This is a genomic window from Actinomadura sp. J1-007 (assembly GCF_009793335.1).
Taxonomy (GTDB): Bacteria; Actinomycetota; Actinomycetes; order Streptosporangiales; family Streptosporangiaceae; genus Spirillospora; species Spirillospora yumaensis.
Genome location: NZ_WING01000001.1, coordinates 3,299,216 through 3,316,857, shown reverse-complemented (window position 1 = coordinate 3,316,857; position 17,642 = coordinate 3,299,216). Strand labels below are relative to the sequence as shown.

Below are 17,642 nucleotides of genomic sequence, written 5' to 3'. Positions count from 1 at the left end.
GCTCCGGCGGAACGCCGCCGCCGCCCCGTACGGGCGGTCCGCGGCTGACGGGCTCTGAAGCTTCCTTCCACGACGTTAGAAGAGGTCTTACAGGTGACGGACGTGACCACAGAGGGCGGTGCCCCGTTCGGCGGGCGTGTCGAACCGGTCGACATCCAGGGCGAGATGCAGAAGAGCTATCTCGACTACGCGATGTCGGTCATCGTCGCGCGCGCGCTGCCGGAGGTCCGCGACGGGCTGAAGCCGGTGCACCGCCGGGTGCTGTACGCGATGTACGACGGCGGCTACCGCCCCGACCGCGGCTACTTCAAGTGCGCGCGCGTCGTCGGCGACGTCATGGGGAACTACCACCCCCACGGCGACTCGGCGATCTACGACGCCCTCGTCCGGCTCGCCCAGCCGTGGTCGATGCGCTACCCGCTGGTCGACGGCAACGGCAACTTCGGCTCGCGCGGCAACGACCCGGCCGCGGCCATGCGCTACACCGAGTGCCGCATGGCGCCGCTGGCGATGGAGCTGCTGCGCGACATCGACAAGGAGACCGTCGACTTCTCGGCCAACTACGACGGCCGTTCGCAGGAGCCCGACGTCCTGCCGTCCCGCTACCCCAACCTCCTGGTGAACGGGTCGGCGGGCATCGCGGTCGGCATGGCCACCAACATCCCGCCGCACAACCTGCGGGAGGTCGCCGAGGGCGTCCAGTGGTTCCTGGAGAACTACGGCGCGACCGACGAGGAACTCCTCGAGGCGCTGCTCCAGCGGATCAAGGGCCCCGACTTCCCGACCTCCGGCCTGATCGTCGGCCGCAAGGGCATCGAGGAGGCGTACCGCACCGGCCGCGGCTCGATCACGATGCGCGCCGTCGTGGACGTCGAGGAGATCCAGGGCCGCACCTGCCTGGTCGTCACCGAGCTGCCCTACCAGGTCAACCCCGACAACCTCGCGTTGAAGATCGCCGAGCTGGTCAAGGACGGCAAGCTCGACGGCGTCGCCGACGTCCGCGACGAGACGTCCGGCCGCACCGGCCAGCGCCTGGTGATCGTCCTCAAGCGGGACGCGGTCGCCAAGGTCGTCCTCAACAACCTCTACAAGCACACCCAGCTCCAGGAGACGTTCGGCGCCAACATGCTGGCGCTGGTCGACGGGGTGCCGCGCACGCTGCGCCTCGACCAGTTCATCCGGCACTGGGTGCTGCACCAGATCGACGTCATCGTCCGCCGCACGCGGTTCCTGCTGCGCAAGGCGGAGGAGCGCGCCCACATCCTGCGCGCGCTGCTGAAGGCGCTCGACCGCATCGACGAGGTCATCGCGCTGATCCGCCGCTCGCCGTCGGCGCAGGAGGCGCAGCGCGGCCTGATGGGCCTGCTGGAGATCGACGAGATCCAGGCGCAGGCCATCCTCGACATGCAGCTGCGCAAGCTCGCCGCCCTGGAGCGCCAGGCGATCATCGACGAGTACGACAAGCTGATGGCGGAGATCGCCGACTACAACGACATCCTCGGCTCGCCGGAGCGGCAGCGCCGCATCGTCGGCGAGGAGCTCGCCCCGATCGTCGACAAGTACGGCGACGAGCGGCGCACCGAGATCATCCCGTTCGACGGGGACGTGTCGTACGAGGACCTCATCGCCGAAGAGGACGTCGTCGTCACGATCACCCGCGGCGGCTACGCCAAGCGCACCAAGACCGACCTGTACCGGGCGCAGCGGCGCGGCGGCAAGGGCGTGCGCGGGGCCCAGCTCAAGCAGGACGACATCGTCGACCAGTTCTTCGTCACCACGACGCACCACTGGATCCTGTTCTTCACCAACAAGGGCCGCGTCTACCGCGCCAAGGCGTACGAGCTGCCCGACTCCGGGCGCGACTCGCGGGGCCAGCACGTCGCCAACCTGCTGGCGTTCCAGCCGGACGAGCACATCGCCCAGGTGATGGACCTGCGCGACTACGAGGTCGCGCCCTACCTCGTCCTCGCTACCAAGAACGGCAAGGTCAAGAAGACCGCGCTGCGCGACTTCGACTCGCCCCGCACCGGCGGCATCATCGCGATCAACCTGGTGGACGACGACGAGGTGATCTCCGCGCGGCTGGTCACGCCGGACGACGACCTGCTGATGGTCTCGACCGGCGCGATGGCGATCCGGTTCCGCGCCGACGACGACTCGCTGCGCCCGATGGGCCGCGCCACGTCCGGCGTGATCGGCATGCGGTTCGAGGAGGACCAGGAGATCCTCAACATGCTCGTCGTGCAGGAGGAGACGCAGAACGTCCTGGTCGCCACCGAGGGCGGCTACGCCAAGCGGACCCCCGCCGAGCAGTACCCGCTCCAGGGACGTGGGGGCAAGGGCGTCCTCACCGCTAAGATCGTGCAGACCCGCGGCAGGTTGGTGGGGGCGCTGATGGTCGGCCCCGACGACGAGGTGTTCGCGATGACGTCCAACGGCGGCGTCATCCGCACCACGGCGGCGGAGATCAAGCAGTCCGGCCGCCAGACGATGGGCGTTCGCCTCATGAACCTCGCGGACGGGGACAGCGTGGTCGCCATCGCGAGGAACGTAGAGTCCATGGAGGACTCTGACGACGCCGACGCCGACGCGGGTGAAGGGAGCGAGGGTGAGTCAAGCGCCTGACCTCGTCACGCCGCTAGGCCAGGAGGACACGTGAGCACCGAGCCCGGCAAGAACAAGGGCCGTACCGGCAAGGGCTCAGGCGGCACGCCGAAGAAGAAGGCGGTGCCCGCCTCCGCCAAGCCAGGACGCGACGAGGCCACGGTCGACATCACCCCCGCCGACGAGACCCGGACCGACCTCGCCAAGGTCGAGACCGACGACGAGCCGGAGATCGCCCCCCTCAAGGACGAGGGTTCCGAGCCGGCCGCCAAGCCGACGGTGACGGACGCGGCCAAGTCCGGGACGTCCAAGCCGTCGCCGAGCACGTCGAAGCCGGCGCCGGGTTCGGCGAAGCCCTCCGCTTCGCCGTCCCCGTCCGCTTCGCCCGCCTCGTCGGCTTCCAAGCCGTCGGCCTCGCCGTCCGCTTCCGCGCCGAAGCCGGCGCCGAAGCCCGCGGCGGCGAAGCCGAAGCCCGCCTCCCCGCCGTCCGCCCCGGCCGCGGCCTCCTCGAACGGCCCGAGGCCGGCCGAGACCAAGACCGACTGGGCGACGCCGGCCGAGCCGGGCGGCTCGGTCTCCAGCGGCCGCAGCAAGATCGGCAACCCGTTCGGCCGCCGCGAGTCGGCGGCCTCCGGCTCCGGAACGGGCGGTTCGAGCGGCACGGGCGGTTCGGGCGCGGCCGGGTCGGGCTTCGCGGGCACCGTCCTGAAGGACCGTCCCGCCCCGTCCGCCAACTCGTCGGCGCCGGGCGGCAAGCCCGCCGCCGCGAAGTCGGCGCGCAAGGCCCAGCTCCAGCTCGCGCGGCTGGAACCGTGGTCGGTGATGAAGTTCAGCTTCGTGATGTCGCTGGTCTGCTTCGTGGTCCTGCTGGTCGCGGTCGTCGTGCTGTACGTGATCCTGTCCGGGCTCGGCGTGTTCGACGCGATCAGCGGCACGATCAACGACCTGACCAAGCAGCAGGGCGAGACGACCGGCAGCGTCGACGCCGGGAGCTGGTTCTCGTTCGTGCGCGTGTTCGGCTACACGGTGCTCGTGGGCGCGCTCAACGTGCTGCTCATCACCGCCCTGTCGACCATCGGCTCGGTCATCTACAACCTCGCCGCCGACCTGGTCGGCGGTGTCGAGGTCACCCTCAAGGAGGCCGAGTGACCTGAGCCCGCCGCCGCCCGGCAAACGATTTCAGGTTGCCCCTCCAGATGCGGTAATCTCTCGTTGCGCCGCTAGGGCGGCGGCGGCACAGCGGGCGTATAGCTCAGTCGGTTAGAGCGCATCCCTGATAAGGATGAGGCCGGAGGTTCAAGTCCTCCTACGCCCACCACGAAGAATCGCTTCGAGGCCGGTCCCCGTTATGGGAGACCGGCCTTCGACGTTTCGCGCCCCGTCCGGTCGCCCGGGGCGGCCCGTTGGAAGCCCGTTGTTCATCCCGGGTTCGGGGCGCGTTCGGGTCGCGAGGCTGTGTGGTTGAAGCGAACGGGAAGGCCGTTCGGGAGCGTGTTCCGTTCGGGATGCGCGGGTGCGGTGAAGGGGACGTTGAGGCCCTGGATTGGTGTGGTCGCGGAGCGTTTTCTGGGACGGCGCGTACGTGCGGTGTGGCGTGCGGTGCTCCGGCGGCCGGACGTGATCTCGTACGGACAGCGGGGGCGCGGACCTGCCAGGGGGCATCGGGCCGATAACTGTCCACAGGTTGTGGATAAGTGGTCGATGTGCGGTGGGGAGAAGTGCGCCTTCCCGCGGGGGCGCGCGAGCGCGGATCTGTGGATTGGGCTGGGGATTCCGGCGCTCGAACGGCGCGCCCCAAGGCATTGCGCTTGTGGGCCCGGTTATCCACAGGCGGTGAATCGAACGTACCGCGTTAGGGTTGCCGATCATGGGGACGAACGGGGCACCGCTCAAGGTCGGCGTGATCGGGCTCGGCGACATCGCGCGCAAGGCGTACCTGCCCGTGCTGACGGCCCAGCCGGGCCTCGAACCGCACCTGCACACCCGTACGCCCGCCACGCTCGATCTGGTCGGCGACGCGTACGGCCTGCGCCACCGCCACCGCTCCCTCGACGCCCTCCTCGACCAGGGGCTGGACGCCGCGTTCGTGCACGCTCCGACCAACCAGCACGTTCCGATCACCGAACGGCTGATCGACGCGGGCGTCCCCACCTACGTCGACAAACCCCTCGCGCCGTCCCACCGGGACGCCGCCCGCCTCGCGGAACGGGCCGAACGCGCCGGGGTCGGGCTCATGGTCGGCTTCAACCGGCGGTACGCCCCGGACTACCGCGCGCTGCTCGACCGGCCGCGCGACCTGATCATCCTGCGGAAGAACCGCAGCGGCCTGGCGGACGAGCCCCGCAGGGTGGTGTTCGACGACTTCATCCACATTGTGGATACGTTGCGTTTCCTGGTCCCCGGGCCGGTCGAGGACGTCGACGTGCGGACGCGCGTGCGCGACGGGCTGCTGCACCACATCGTCCTGCGGCTCGCCGGAGACGGGTTCACCGCCCTCGGCGTCATGAACCGGGTGAGCGGTTCCGCCGAGGAGATCCTCGAAGTCTCGGGCGGCGACGCGAAACGCGAGGTCCTCAACCTGTCGGACGTCATCGACCACGGCGCCGGCGGCACAGCCCTGCGCCGCCGCGGCGACTGGGTCCCGGTGCCGCGGCAGCGCGGGATCGAGCAGGCCGCGCTCGCGTTCCTCGACGCCGTGCGCGCAGGCCGCCCCCTCTCCGCGGACGACGCGGTCCGCACCCACGAGCTGTGCGAGCGCGTGGTCGAGGCGGCCCTCGGCTGAACGCCGCGCGGGGATGCGTCGGTGTGAATGCCGCGCGGGGGTGCGTCCGTGTGAACGCCGCGCGGGGGATGCGTTCGCGTGAACGCCGAGCGGGGGATGCGTCCGTGGACGCCGCGCGGAGGATGCGTTCGTGAATGCCGCGCGGAGGTGCGTCCGCTGCGCCCGCGTGAACGCCGCGCGGGGGGTGTCCGCGCCCGGGGGGCGGGCATGACCTGCGGTGTGGCGTCCGGCGGGTAGGAGGTGCGAGATGCCGGAACAGGACCATCACAGGCAGCCCCCGGGCAGCGAGCCCCTGACCGCCCGCAGCCCGCTCCGGCTGCGCGTGATCCTCTCGTCGATCGCGCTGGTCGCCGCGGTGGCCGCCGCCGCGATCTTCCTCGTGCTCGGGACGAGCACCGCCCACTGGACCGTCGCGGCGATCTGCCTGCTGATCGCCCTCATCGCCGTCGCCGACCTGTGGACGGTCATCCGCCGCCTCCGGACGTGACGTGCCGGGCTTACCTTGAGGTGCGTACTTACTAGAAGTTAGCTCAACTTCTACGGTGGGCCCATGAGGATCGAAGTCTTCTCCGACATGGTCTGCCCGTGGTGCTACATCGGGAAGCGGCGGCTGGAGACCGCGCTGTCCCGCGTCGAGGAGCCCGCCGAGATCGTCTGGCGCGGCTTCCAGCTCGACCCGTACTACGTGTCCGAACGTCCTGAGACGCTGCACGAGGCGCATATCGGACGGTACGGCGTGAGCGAGGCAGAGAGCGAGCGCCGGATCCGTACGATCACCGAACTGGCCGCCCGGGAGGGCCTGCACTACCGCCTCGACCGCGCGATCGTCGTCAACACGCTGGACGCGCACCGCCTCGTCCACCACGCCGCGACCCACGGCAAGGGCATCGAGGTGGTCGAAGCGCTGATGCGCGCGTACGCCGTCGAGGGGCGTTCGATCGCCGACCCGGAGACGCTGGCCGAACTCGCGACCGCTGCGGGCCTCCCGCCCCTGGAGCCGGGCGCCTACGCCGAACGTGTCGCCGCCGACCGGGAACGCGCGCACCGTTATGGCGTGACCGGCGTACCGACCCTCGTCGTGAACGAGTCGTACGGCCTCGTCTCCCCCGAAGTGGCCGACCTGATCAACGTCCTTACCTCCGCCCGCATCTGACTACCCGGGCGGAATTGAGTATGTGAGCGGATGGGGAGGGGCACCCCGGCGCGCGACGCTTCGGACATGCGAATCAGTTGTCCCGGCTGCGGAACGCCGATCCCGGCCGCCACGGGGGCCTGTCCCCTGTGCGAGCTTCCGCTCCGTGGCCAGGCGGCGCAGGACCTCTGGCACATCGACACCGAACTGCTCCGCCTGACCCGTCTCCGTACCCAGGTGCTCCACTGGCTGTACGAGTCGGCTGCCCGCCCTCACGCGGCGTACGCGGATTCCGTGTTCCAGGCGCGGGCGAGCGGTGCGCGTGCCGGGCGTACGGCTGGGCCTCATGCGGACCGGGCCGTCGCGGGCGCGGCGTTCAGCGCCGGTAGTGCACAGGGTGTGGACGGGGCCGCTGGGGAGCGGACGCGGGCGGGGCGGGACGTTTCGCGGTTCGGGGTTCGCAATGTGCTGCTGGTGCTCGGCGGGGCGTTGCTGGGCGTGGCGGCGCTGGCGTTCACGGTGATCAGCTGGGGCTCGCTCGGGATGGGGGCGCGGGCGCTGGTCCTGCTGTCGTTCACCGCGCTGGCGCTCGGCGCGGTGTGGCCGCTGGCGCGGCGCGGTCTGGCGGCGACCGCGGAGACGCTCGCCATGCTCGGGCTGGTGCTCGTCGTGCTGGAGGGCTACGCGGCGTACGCGGGGGACCTGTTCGGGCTCGGTTCGCTGGACGGGCGGTGGTACGCGGTCATCGCGGCGTCCGTCCTGACGGTCGGCTGGGGCTTGTACGGGCGGGTCGCGCCGCTGCGCCTCACGGGTCCGCAGACGGTCGTCCTCGGGCAGTCGCCGTTGCCGCTCGCGGCGTTCGCCGTGGACGTCTCCGCGTCCTGGATGGGGATGGCGCTCGTCCTGCTGTCCGCCGCCGATCTCGGGGTGCGCCGCCTAGCGGCCGGGCGGGAGGGCGCTGTGAGCGTACGTGCCGTGGCGGGGTTGTGCGGCGTTTCCAGCGGCGCGGCCGGGATCTTCCTCGCCCTGGCGGTCAGCTACCGGCCCGACCACGGCGACTCCGAGGCGAGCGTCGCCGCGGTCCTGCTCGTCGCCGCGGCCGTCGCGATGGGCTGGGCCGTTCTCGCCGAACGCCTCGTCGCCGCCGCGGCCGGGCTCACGTTCACGGCCGCCGTGACCGTGCTGCTGCCGTACACCTGGACGGCGGCGACCGGCGCCGCGGTGGCCGTGACCGTCATGGCGTCGGCCCTCCTGCTGCTGCCCGTTCCGTTGCGCCGCCCGGCGGCCGGCGGGGCCGCGACCGTCCTCGGTGTGGCCGTCCTCTGGATCGCGCCGGACGTAGTCGTCGCGGCGTTCAGCCCGCTCCAGTTCGTGGTCGATCGCTGGACGGCGGAGTCCGAGCGGCTGTTCCTCACCCTTCCCAGGTGGACGGACCCGTCCGCGCCGTTCGTGCTGGGGATCCTGGCCGCCGCGCTGCTGCTCGTACGGCGGCGCGCGGCCGTACCGCCGGTCGCGGCGTCGGCCGTGCTCTCCGCCATCGTCGTCGCGCAGCCGCCGTACGCGGTGACGCTCGCCCTGGCCGTCGGGCTCGTCGCGGCGCTCGCGGCCCTCACGGTCTGGACCGTTCTGGACGAACGGGTCCGTGCCATCGCGGGCGGCACGGCCGTCGCCGCCGGGCTCTGGGCCGCCGCCGCCTCGCTCCTGACCCGTCCCGCGACCATCTCCGTCCTGGCCGCGCTGACGCTGATCGGCGTCGCCTGCGTCGCCGCCACGCACGCGGAGGCGCGGGCTGGGGCGGGTGGAGGCAGGAGGACCGCGTTCGGGGTGCTGGACGGGGCGGTGGCGGCCACGGTGGTCGCCTTCGGAGGGCTGGTCGCGGCTTCGGGGCTGGCGAGCGGGATCGGTAGGGAATGGGCCGCGTTCGGGGTGCTGGCGGCGGCCGGGGTTGGGCTGCTCGCCGCCGCGTGGGCGCGGAGCGTCGCCGCCGAGACCGCGGCGTGGGCCGTGGCGGTCGCGGGCGTCGCGATGGCGGCGGGGAACGCGGCGTTCCTGAGCGTGGCGCTGGCCGTCGCGGGCGTGCTCGCGTTCGCGGACGCGCTGCGCGACGGACGCCGCCATGCGGGACTGGCCGGGTCGGCGCTGCTGCTGGCCGCCTGGTGGGTACGGCTCGGCAGCGCCGACATCACCGTTCCCGAGGCGTACACGGCACCGATCACTCTCGCGCTCCTGGCGATCGGACTCGCCCGTCGTTCGCGGCGTCCCGAGCTGTCCTCCTGGGCGGCGTACGGGCCCGCGCTCGCCTCCACGCTGCTGCCGAGCGTTCTCGCCGCCTGGGCCGACCCTGCCGGGCCGCGTCCGGTGCTCCTCGCCGTCGCGGCGCTCGCCGTCACCCTGGCCGGCGCGCGGGCCCGCCTCCAGGCGCCGCTGCTGCTGGGCGGCGCGACGCTGCTGCTCGTCGCGGTCCGCGCGCTCGGGCCGTACGCCGCGCGGGTGGTGCTGGACCTGCCCGGCTGGTTCCCGATCGCGTTCGCCGGGCTGGTGGTGCTGGTCGTCGGGGCGACGTACGAGCGGCGCCTGCGCGACCTGCGCCGTTTGCACGCCGCCGTGAGCCGCCTCGGCTGACCGCCGCGGCCGATCGCCTCGGCTGACCGCCGCGGAGTGCGGCCGGGGCGCATCGCGGGGGTGGGGGCAGCCCCACCCGCAGAGTGGAGATCACCCCGCCGACATCCGCGCCGGAAAGCGATGGGATCGTGGTCATGGACATTTCCACACCCGGGGCACGGGCCGCCAAGATCGCCATCGGTGGGCTGGTGGGGACCGCCCTCGTCGTCGGGATCGTCGAGCATTCGGCGACGCGGCAGAGCGTCTCGGCCGAGCTGAAGCACGCCACCTCGCCCGCGTCGGAGTGGACGGCGGCGTGGGGCGCGGCGGTGCAGCCGCCCGTCGACGGCGACGAGGACTCGGGCCCGAACTGGTCGCGCAAGGGGTTCGCCGACCAGTCCGTACGGCAGGTGGTGCGCTCCGGCGCGGGCGGCTCGAAGGTACGGATCCGGGTGTCCAACGCGTACGGCACGAAGCCGCTGCGGATCGCGGGCGCGACGGTCGGCAGGTCCGCCGGCGGCGCGATGATGTGGCCCGGCACGGCCCGCGCCGTGACGTTCGGCGGCGGCAAAGCGGGCGGTACGGCGGGCGGTGCGGCGGTGGTCCCGGCCGGTCGCGAGCTCGTCAGCGATCCGGTGCCGTTCACCACCTCGCCGCTGGAGAAGCTGGCGGTGACGTTGCGGTTCAAGGAGCCGACCGGTCCGGCGACGTTCCACCGCTTCGGCATGGGCACGGCCTCCTACCGCGCGTCCGGCGACCACCTCAAGGACGAGGGGGCGGACGCGTTCCGGGAGTCGAACGGCTCGTGGTACTACCTGAGCGGCGTCGAGGTCGCGGGCGCCGCGGCGGGGACCGGCGGGCAGAGCGGGCAGGGAGCGGGCGGGCGCGGCACGGTCGTCGCGTTCGGCGACTCGCTGGTGGACGGCGTCGGCTCCACGCCGGAGGCCGACAGCCGCTTCACCGACGACCTCGGAGAACGGCTCGCCGCCGCGCACCGCCCGTACGGCGTCGTCAACGCGGGGATCGGGTCCAACAAGCTGCTCAACTCGTCGGCGTGCGGCGGGGAGAAGGCGCTGGACCGGTTCCGGCGCGACGTGCTCGACCGGCCGGGCGTCCGCTCGGTCATCGTGCACCTCGGCGCGAACGACATCGGAGCGCCGCAGGTCGAGGACCCCTGCGTCCACCCGAACCCGAAGGTGACCGCGCGGCAGCTCATCGACGGCCACCGCAGGCTGGTCCGCGCCGCGCACGCGCGCGGCATCCGGGTCATCGGCATGACGGTCCTCCCGATGAAGGGCGCCCGGTTCCCGCTCTGGAACCCGCAGGCCGAGCAGCTCCGCCAGGCGCTCAACCTGTGGATCAGGACGGGCCGCGCGTACGACGCGGTCGTCGACGCCGACCGGGTGCTGTCCGACCCGGCCGACCGGCCGATGCCGAGGCCCGGCTACGTGTTCATGGACGGCCTGCACCCGAACGACGCGGGCTACCACGCGATCGCCGGGGCCATCGACCTCTCCGACCTCTGAGCCACTGAACAGCTTATTCAAATTTGACTAGAGGCTCGGGCCGGGCCTACCCTCGCGGCATGGCCGAGAAGACGATCCCGATCCTTCCGTCCCGTTCCATCCAGGGAGCCTGGGACTTCTACCGGGTGCTCGGGTTCGAGCGGACCACCTGGCAGACGAGCCCCAACCCCTACCTGAGCGTCCTTCGCGGCGACATCGAGCTGCACTTCTACGGGTGGAAGAAGCACGACCCGTCCGCCTCCATGACCATGTGCTACATCGTCACGGACGCCGTCGACCCGCTGTACGAGTCGTTCCGCGGCGGGTTGAAGGAGGCCCTGGGGCGCGTCCCGACCCGGGGCCTCCCGCGCATCGGACCGCTGAAGGACATGACGTACGGCATGAGGCAGTTCCTGGTCAGCGACCCCGACGGCAACCAGCTCCGCATCGGCCAGCAGATCTCCGACGACCTGCGGCACGCGCCGATCCCCGAGGAGAAGGTGGCGCGGTCGCTGCACATGGCCCTCCTCCTCGGTGAGTCCAAGGAGGACCCCCGCGCCGCCGCCAGGATCCTCGACCACCTCCTGAACTCCGGCGAACCCCTCACCGCCCCCCAACGGCTCCGCGCCCTCGTCCTGCGCGCCGACATGGCCGTCCGCCTGGACGACCCGTCCCGCGCCCGCACCCTCCTGGCCGAAGCCCGCGCCACAACCTCCGCACTCCCCACCTCCACCCCGTCCGCCGGCGGTGCCGCAGAGCCCGACGCTGCCGCTGGTCTCGACGCTGCCGGGCTCGGCGCCGCCGGGCTCGATGACGCGGAGGCTTCCGGGATGCGCGATGACCTGCGCCGATTGGAGGATCTGGAGTCGTTCCTGTCTTGACCCGGGTGGGGGCCAGACGGGTTTTCCCCAGGGGATGTGAGGCGCGGTGGAAGGTCGCGTCAAGATCGGTGAGTCCGCTGGTACGGGACGGAGGACGCGGATAGAGAGGATTCCGTACCGCGTTCCACTCGTCCGCGAGGAGAAGACCATGCAGGTCAGACACGCCGTCCCGTTGGCCGGAGCCGCCCTGGCCGCCGCATCCGTCGCCCTCCCGGCCCACCCCGCCGCCTCCTCCCCCACCCCGGCCACCGCGCCCGCCCGAGCCCTCGACGCCGCCCCGGCCACCGCCCCGGCCTCCGTGCCCGCCCCGGCCACCGCGCGGGCCACCACGCTCGTCCCGGCCTCCGCCCCGGCCTCCGTGCCCGCCTCGGCCTTCGACGCCGCCCCGGCTACCGTCCCGGCCTCCGCCTCGGCCTCCGCCTCGGCCTCCGCGCCCGCGCTGGTCCTCGACGCCGCCCCGGCCAACGCGCCTGCCCCGGCCACCGCGCCCGTCCCGGCCTCCGCGCGGGCCTCCGCGCCCGCCTCGTTGACCGGCCCGAGTTCAGCGCACGCTCTGGCGTCGCCGGACCCGACAGAGCCGAAGAGCGCACAGCCGCGCTCCAAGTCCGACCCCGGCCAGGGGGCCGAACCGGGAGTCACACCTGGTCCTGCGGTCGGCCCCGCCACTGGTCCCGCCACCGGCCCCGCGGTCGGTGTCGCATCCGGCCGCGCATCCGGTCCGGCGTCCGGAGTCGCGTCCGATCCCGCGCCCGGAGTCGCGTCCGGAATCGCATCCCATCCCGCGCCCGGGGTCGCGCCTGGGGGCGCGTCCGATCCCGCGCCTGGGACGGGCGCCGGTCCCTCTTCCGGTCCTGCGTCCGCTCACGAGCCCGCGCCTGGGGCGGCGTCCGTGCCGATCTTCGTTCCTGGGTACGGCTTCGTGTTCGTGCCCAGGGCTGAGGCCGATTCCACGCCCACCGCGAGCCGCGACATCATGGTCGTGCACGAGACGTTCGGGCCGGTGACGAGGGCGTCGCGCGCCTACACGTACGCGCCCAAGCTGGTGCCCGTGGGTTCGAGCGCGACGGTGCGTTCGGCGACCGTGGGGGACCGCAGCCGGGTGACGCTCAGGGTGAACGGCCTGGTTCCTCTGCGCGCGTACGACGCGCACGTTCACAACAAGCGGTGTTCCGCTGACCCGGCCGCGTCGGGCGGCCACTTCAAGCACGACCCCAAGGGGCCCGCGAACGCCGAGAACGAGGTGTGGCTCGGCTTCCGCACCGACGCCTTCGGCCGCGCGTCGTCCAGCTCGGCGCACGCGTGGACGTTCCCAGCGGACGGTGCGCTTCGTTCGGTCGTCATCCACGACGTGCGCAAGGTGAACGGTGTGCAGCCGCGGCTGGCCTGCATCACGCTCCCCTTCACCTCCTGACCGCCCGCCACCACTCCGCCGCGAGCGCGCCGCCACGCGCGCCTTCTGCGTGACCCGCGTCGCACTCCACGAAAGGGACGCGGCGGGTCGCCATGTGTTATGGAGCTGTCTCGGGTGGCCGAATCAGGTCACTCTCGGCCGCCGTTCCATAAGGCCGCGCCGCCGTCTCCGACCTTGGACGTTCCGGCGCGGCCATTCTGCTTGTCAATAGTTTGACGGCCTTCCAGTATTACTCGTTCACCCAACTCCATATCCGTACGAGCGGCCTCCCTCTTAGCCTTTCCGCGCCGATTGGCTAACTGAGGGGGGCCGCGTCCCATGTTCGGAACTCGGAAGCGGAGTGCCCGCCGGCGCGGCCTCGTGGTGGCCGTCCTGGCGGTCACGGGGCTTTCGGTGTCGCCCGCCGCAATGGCGAAGCCGACACCGCCCGCGTCGCCCGCGAAGGTCTACGACCACGGCAAGGCGAAGGGGAAGGCACCCGGGACGCACGTCCCGCTGCCCAAGGGATTCTCCACCAGCGAACTCCAGGTGAAATTCAGGGCGGACAAGACCGTGCGCGTGCGCGGCCAGCGGATGTCGGCCTCGTCCGCCGACGACGGCAAGGCCATCAACGCCGTACTGGCGAAGTATCCGGGGACGTCGATAAACCCGATGTGGAACGGGCCGGAGCGTGAGATCACCGCGCGGCGGGAGAAGCTGGAAAAGCGCACCGGCCGCGAGTTGCCGGACATGAACTCCTGGTACCGCGTCACCGTGCCGAACGGCGGCGCCGGCGGCCTGCTGACGGACCTCAACACGTTGCCGTCGGTGGAGTTCGCCCAGGCGAAGCCCCCGACCGTCCGGCTGTCGGAGCCGCTGCGGCCGTACCAGAACTACCGGAACCGGGTCGGCGCGGCCACGGGCACGGGGGTGGACGCCGACTACGCGGCCGACCTGCCCGGCGGCAAGGGGGAGGGCATCACAGTCTCCGATATCGAGACCACCTTCCAGGGCGACGGGCTCGACAGCGGCGTCCTGCCGAGGGACGGTCTCGGCGGTGTGGCGGCCGGTTACGCGCACACGGTGCTGGTCGCCTACAACGGCGGCGGCAACGTGTACGCGACCGGTGACAACGGCTCCGGGCAGCTCGGCGACGGAAGCGGGACCGACAGCACCACTCTGGTCAAGGTGTCTGGGCTGACCGGCGTCACGGCCGTCGCCGCAGGGCGAGCCCACTCGCTCGCGTTGAAATCGGACGGAACGGTGTGGGCGTGGGGCGCCAACGCCGACGGCCAGCTCGGCGACGGCACCACCACCGAACGCGACGCTCCGGTCCAGGTCCCGGGGATCGCCAACGCCGTCGCCGTCGCGGCGGGCGCCGACCACAGCCTCGCCGTGCTCTCGGACGGGACCGTTCGGGCCTGGGGACAGAACGCCTACGGGCAGTTGGGAGACGGAACGGCCACGTCCCGTTCCTCTCCGGTCGCCGTTTCGGGGCTGACCGGGGTTTCCACGTCCGCGGGTTCGGTTTCCGGCGGCCTCGCGCACTCGGTGGTCGTGATGGCCGATGGGACGGTCCGGGCCTGGGGGCGCAACCAGTACGGCCAGCTCGGCAACGGAACGACCACCGACAGCCGCACTCCCGTCACGGTCACCGGCCTATCGGGTGTCAAGCAGGTCGGCGCGGGCTCACTGCACACGCTCGCGCTGCTGTCCGACGGCACCGTTCGCGCGGCGGGGGCCAACGCTAACGGCCAGCTCGGCGACGGTACGACCACGTCCAGGAGCATCGCCGTCAACCCCGGGCTGAGCTCGATCGAGACCATCGCGGCCGGCGGCCACTTCAGCCTCGCCAGCAGGAACGTCCAGACCCGGGTCACCGCCTGGGCGTGGGGCGCCAACGACAAGGGGCAGCTCGGCGACGGCACGACCGCCGACGCCTCCGCCCCGCGGCAGGTGGCCGTCCTGCACGGCAACAGCGGCGGCTACTCCGGCGACCGGGTCGTGGCGGGCTACAAGCACTCCGTGGCCTCGGCCGCGGAATGGGGCTGGGGCGACAACGGCGAGGGGCAGCTCGGCAACGGGAGCACCACCGCCGCCAGCAGCCCCGTGCTCGTGCGGACGACCTTCTCCCGCTTCAACAGCTGCCACGAGGAGTACACCGGGCGCGCCTCGCCCGTCGTCCAGCTCCCGCCCGCGATCGGCGACCCCTGCTACCCGCACGAACATCCCACGGCGACGCTGGGGATCGTCGGGGCGAGCGACGACAACGGAAAGGGCATCGCCGGCGTCGCCCCGCGCGCCAGGCTCCAGGTCACCTACGACAGCGTCAAGGGCGGCGGGTTCGACGGGGTCCTGGCCGGAGCGCACCCCGGCGACGTGATCTTCCTGGAGTTCGCCGTCCCGCACGGGGACCGGCAGTATCCCGCCGAGTACGACCAGTCGGTGTACGACCAGATCGTCCTCGCCACGGCCGCGGGCGTCACGGTGGTCGAGCCGGCCGGCAACGGCGGCAACAGCCTGGACGACACCACCGACCTCTACGCCGCGCAGGTCATGGTCCGCCCGGACTCCGGCGCGATCATGGTCGGCGCGGGGGAGCCGCCGACCGTGAACGGCGGCAACTGCCTCGGCGCGAACCGTCCCGCGGCCCGTACGGCGCTGTCCAAGTCGTACCACTGGTGGGGATCCACCTATGGCGGCCGGGTCGACGTGCAGGGCTACGGGGAATGCGTCGCGACGGTGGGGACGCCGTCCGCCCGGTCGCTGACGCCGACGGAGACGGACCCGAACAAGCAGTTCACCTATTACAACGGCACCTCCTCGGCCACGCCGATCGTCGCGGGCGTGATCGCCGACCTCCAAGGCGTCGCCGGGAAGGCTGGCGGCGTCCTGGCGCCCGCGCAGGTCCGGCGGGTGCTGCGGGCCACCGGCAGCCCGCAGCCGCCGGGGACACCCACCACATCGGTCCGCTGCCCAACCTGAAGGCCGCGGTCGCGAACCTGCGCGGCGGCATCGCCGGCGGCTCGTACCACACCGTGGCGGCCAGGCCCGACGGCACCGTGTGGGCGTGGGGCCGCAACGGCGAGGGACAGCTCGGCGACGGCACGACCACCTGGCGTCCGAGCCCCGTGCAGGTCAGCGGGCTCACCGGGGTCGTCAGCGCCCCCGGCGCCGTCGCGGCGGGCGGCCGCCATTCCCTGGCGGTCAGGTCCGACGGAACGGTCTGGGCCTGGGGGTCCAACGACAACGGGCAGCTCGGCGACGGCACCACGACCACGCGGACCGGTCCCGTCCAGGTCACCGGCCTCACCGGGGTGACCGCCGTGGCCGCCGGAGACGCGTTCTCGCTGGCCCTCAAGTCCGACGGGACGGTCTGGGCCTGGGGCAGCGGCAACCAGGGCCAGCTCGGCGACGGCGCCCGCACTCCCACCCGTACCGCACCGGCCCAGGTCAGCGGCCTCACCGACGTGGCCGTGATCGCGGCCGGAGCCGCCCATGCCCTCGCCGTACGCTCCGACGGCACCGTGCGCGCCTGGGGCATGAACGACGACGGCCAGTTGGGAGACGGCACCACCACCCTGCGCACCGCGCCGGTGACGGTCTCCGGGCTCTCCGGCGTGTCCACCGCGCCGGGCGCGATCGCGGCCGGACGATCCCACTCCTTGGCGGCGAAGACGGACGGGACCGCCGTCGCCTGGGGCGGCAACGCCAAGGGACAGCTCGGGAACGGCTCCACCACCGCATCCACCGCCCCGGTCGCCGTCAGCGGCCTTACGGACGTCGCCGCCGTCGAGACGGGATCAGGACACTCCCTGGCGGTCAAGGCCAACGGGAAGGTCGCCGCGTGGGGCGACAACAGCGACGGCCAGGTGGGCAACGGCCTTTCCGGCGGGCACGTCACCACCCCCACCGTCATCTCGCTCACCGCTGCGACCGGCGTCGCGGGAGGCGACTACCAGAGCATCGCCGTCCGCGCCGACGCGACCGTCTACACCTGGGGCGGCAACTACAGCGGACAGCTCGGCGACGGCACCTACACCGGCAACGGCACGCCCAGGCAGGTCCCCGGAACACCCTGATCGACCCCATGGGCATGGCGCCGGTGCCGGACCCGCTCGCCCGGCGCCATGCCCGCCAGATCACACCCCCGCGAGAAACGCGACGTTCCGTTCCCGGACTACCGAGGCACGCCGGGCCCGCACCTGACCCTTGAGGCCCTCGGCGACGGCGCTCCGGGCGAGGCCGTGTCCGGGATGTCCGGAGCGATCGCCGCTCTCGCCGACGCGGGGACACGCCTCGTCCGGGGCGCGGTGTGTCGAGTGGTGGACGGCTGTGGAAGATCGGGATCGTGGTCCGCGGCTGGGGACACGGCTGGGGATCTCCGGTGGGTGACGCCGTCCACCGGTCATGGAACGCTGTGGAGGCCCGTCGCCCACAGTCTGTGAACGGACTGTGCGCGTACGCTCGCTGTACGTGCCTTCTTGCCTGGTCATCGGGTTATCCACGTGGTGGACAAAGGATCGCTCCGCCTGGGGGCGACCTGGGGATACGGCGTGGACGACCGCGGCCCCGTTCGTACCCAGGTTGTGCACCGAAGTTATCCACAGGATGTGGATAGAGCTGGGGGCGAGGTTGTCCCAAGGGTGCGCCGGACCTGGCGGTGGACAACCGGGTTCAGGCCCGTCCGCCTGGGGATTCCGCTGTGGAACGAACCCGCCGCAGCCCCCTTCAGAGCAGGTCGGAG

The 17,642-nt window shown here is 72.3% G+C and carries 11 protein-coding genes and 1 tRNA gene; all 12 read left to right on the top strand.

Annotated elements, in window-relative coordinates:
- Nucleotides 1-93 precede the first annotated feature (93 nt).
- Complete coding sequence (gene gyrA, locus GEV43_RS15080; protein WP_160821236.1) at nucleotides 94-2,625, top strand: DNA gyrase subunit A; 2,532 nt, start codon at nucleotides 94-96, stop codon at nucleotides 2,623-2,625.
- 30 nt (nucleotides 2,626-2,655) lie between these two features.
- The gene (locus GEV43_RS54860) at nucleotides 2,656-3,753 is read left to right on the top strand and encodes a DUF3566 domain-containing protein (protein ID WP_309239643.1); all 1,098 of its coding nucleotides are present in this window, start codon (nucleotides 2,656-2,658) and stop codon (nucleotides 3,751-3,753) included.
- A 92-nt stretch (nucleotides 3,754-3,845) separates the two neighbouring features.
- Nucleotides 3,846-3,922, top strand: a tRNA-Ile gene (locus GEV43_RS15070).
- 549 nt (nucleotides 3,923-4,471) lie between these two features.
- Nucleotides 4,472-5,386: a Gfo/Idh/MocA family protein gene (locus tag GEV43_RS15065; RefSeq protein WP_160821235.1), complete on the top strand. Its 915-nt coding sequence runs from the start codon at nucleotides 4,472-4,474 to the stop codon at nucleotides 5,384-5,386.
- A 247-nt stretch (nucleotides 5,387-5,633) separates the two neighbouring features.
- Nucleotides 5,634-5,873: a DUF6343 family protein gene (locus GEV43_RS15060; protein WP_160821234.1), complete on the top strand. Its 240-nt coding sequence runs from the start codon at nucleotides 5,634-5,636 to the stop codon at nucleotides 5,871-5,873.
- 63 nt (nucleotides 5,874-5,936) lie between these two features.
- A complete protein-coding gene (locus tag GEV43_RS15055) occupies nucleotides 5,937-6,539 on the top strand; it encodes a DsbA family protein (RefSeq protein WP_160821233.1) in 603 nt (200 codons plus the stop codon).
- 444 nt (nucleotides 6,540-6,983) lie between these two features.
- The gene (locus GEV43_RS15050; protein ID WP_160821232.1) at nucleotides 6,984-9,140 is read left to right on the top strand and encodes an SCO7613 C-terminal domain-containing membrane protein; all 2,157 of its coding nucleotides are present in this window, start codon (nucleotides 6,984-6,986) and stop codon (nucleotides 9,138-9,140) included.
- Between the two features lie 134 nt (nucleotides 9,141-9,274).
- Nucleotides 9,275-10,645 carry an SGNH/GDSL hydrolase family protein gene (locus GEV43_RS15045; protein ID WP_160821231.1) on the top strand — a complete coding sequence of 457 codons (1,371 nt, stop codon included), beginning with the start codon at nucleotides 9,275-9,277 and terminating at the stop codon, nucleotides 10,643-10,645.
- A gap of 59 nt (nucleotides 10,646-10,704) precedes the next feature.
- Complete coding sequence (locus GEV43_RS15040; RefSeq protein ID WP_175250061.1) at nucleotides 10,705-11,505, top strand: VOC family protein; 801 nt, start codon at nucleotides 10,705-10,707, stop codon at nucleotides 11,503-11,505.
- 889 nt (nucleotides 11,506-12,394) lie between these two features.
- Entirely contained in the window at nucleotides 12,395-12,916 is a 522-nt protein-coding gene (locus tag GEV43_RS15035) for a superoxide dismutase family protein (protein ID WP_160821230.1), read from the top strand.
- Nucleotides 12,917-13,324: 408 nt separating this feature from the next.
- Nucleotides 13,325-15,880, top strand: coding sequence for a S8 family serine peptidase (locus tag GEV43_RS15030; RefSeq protein WP_160821229.1), 2,556 nt, complete (start codon nucleotides 13,325-13,327; stop codon nucleotides 15,878-15,880).
- The gene (locus GEV43_RS15025) at nucleotides 15,859-16,977 is read left to right on the top strand and encodes a chromosome condensation regulator RCC1 (RefSeq protein WP_309240013.1); all 1,119 of its coding nucleotides are present in this window, start codon (nucleotides 15,859-15,861) and stop codon (nucleotides 16,975-16,977) included. Before GEV43_RS15030 ends, GEV43_RS15025 begins: the two co-directional genes overlap by 22 nt.
- The last annotated feature ends 665 nt before the right edge of the window (nucleotides 16,978-17,642 follow it).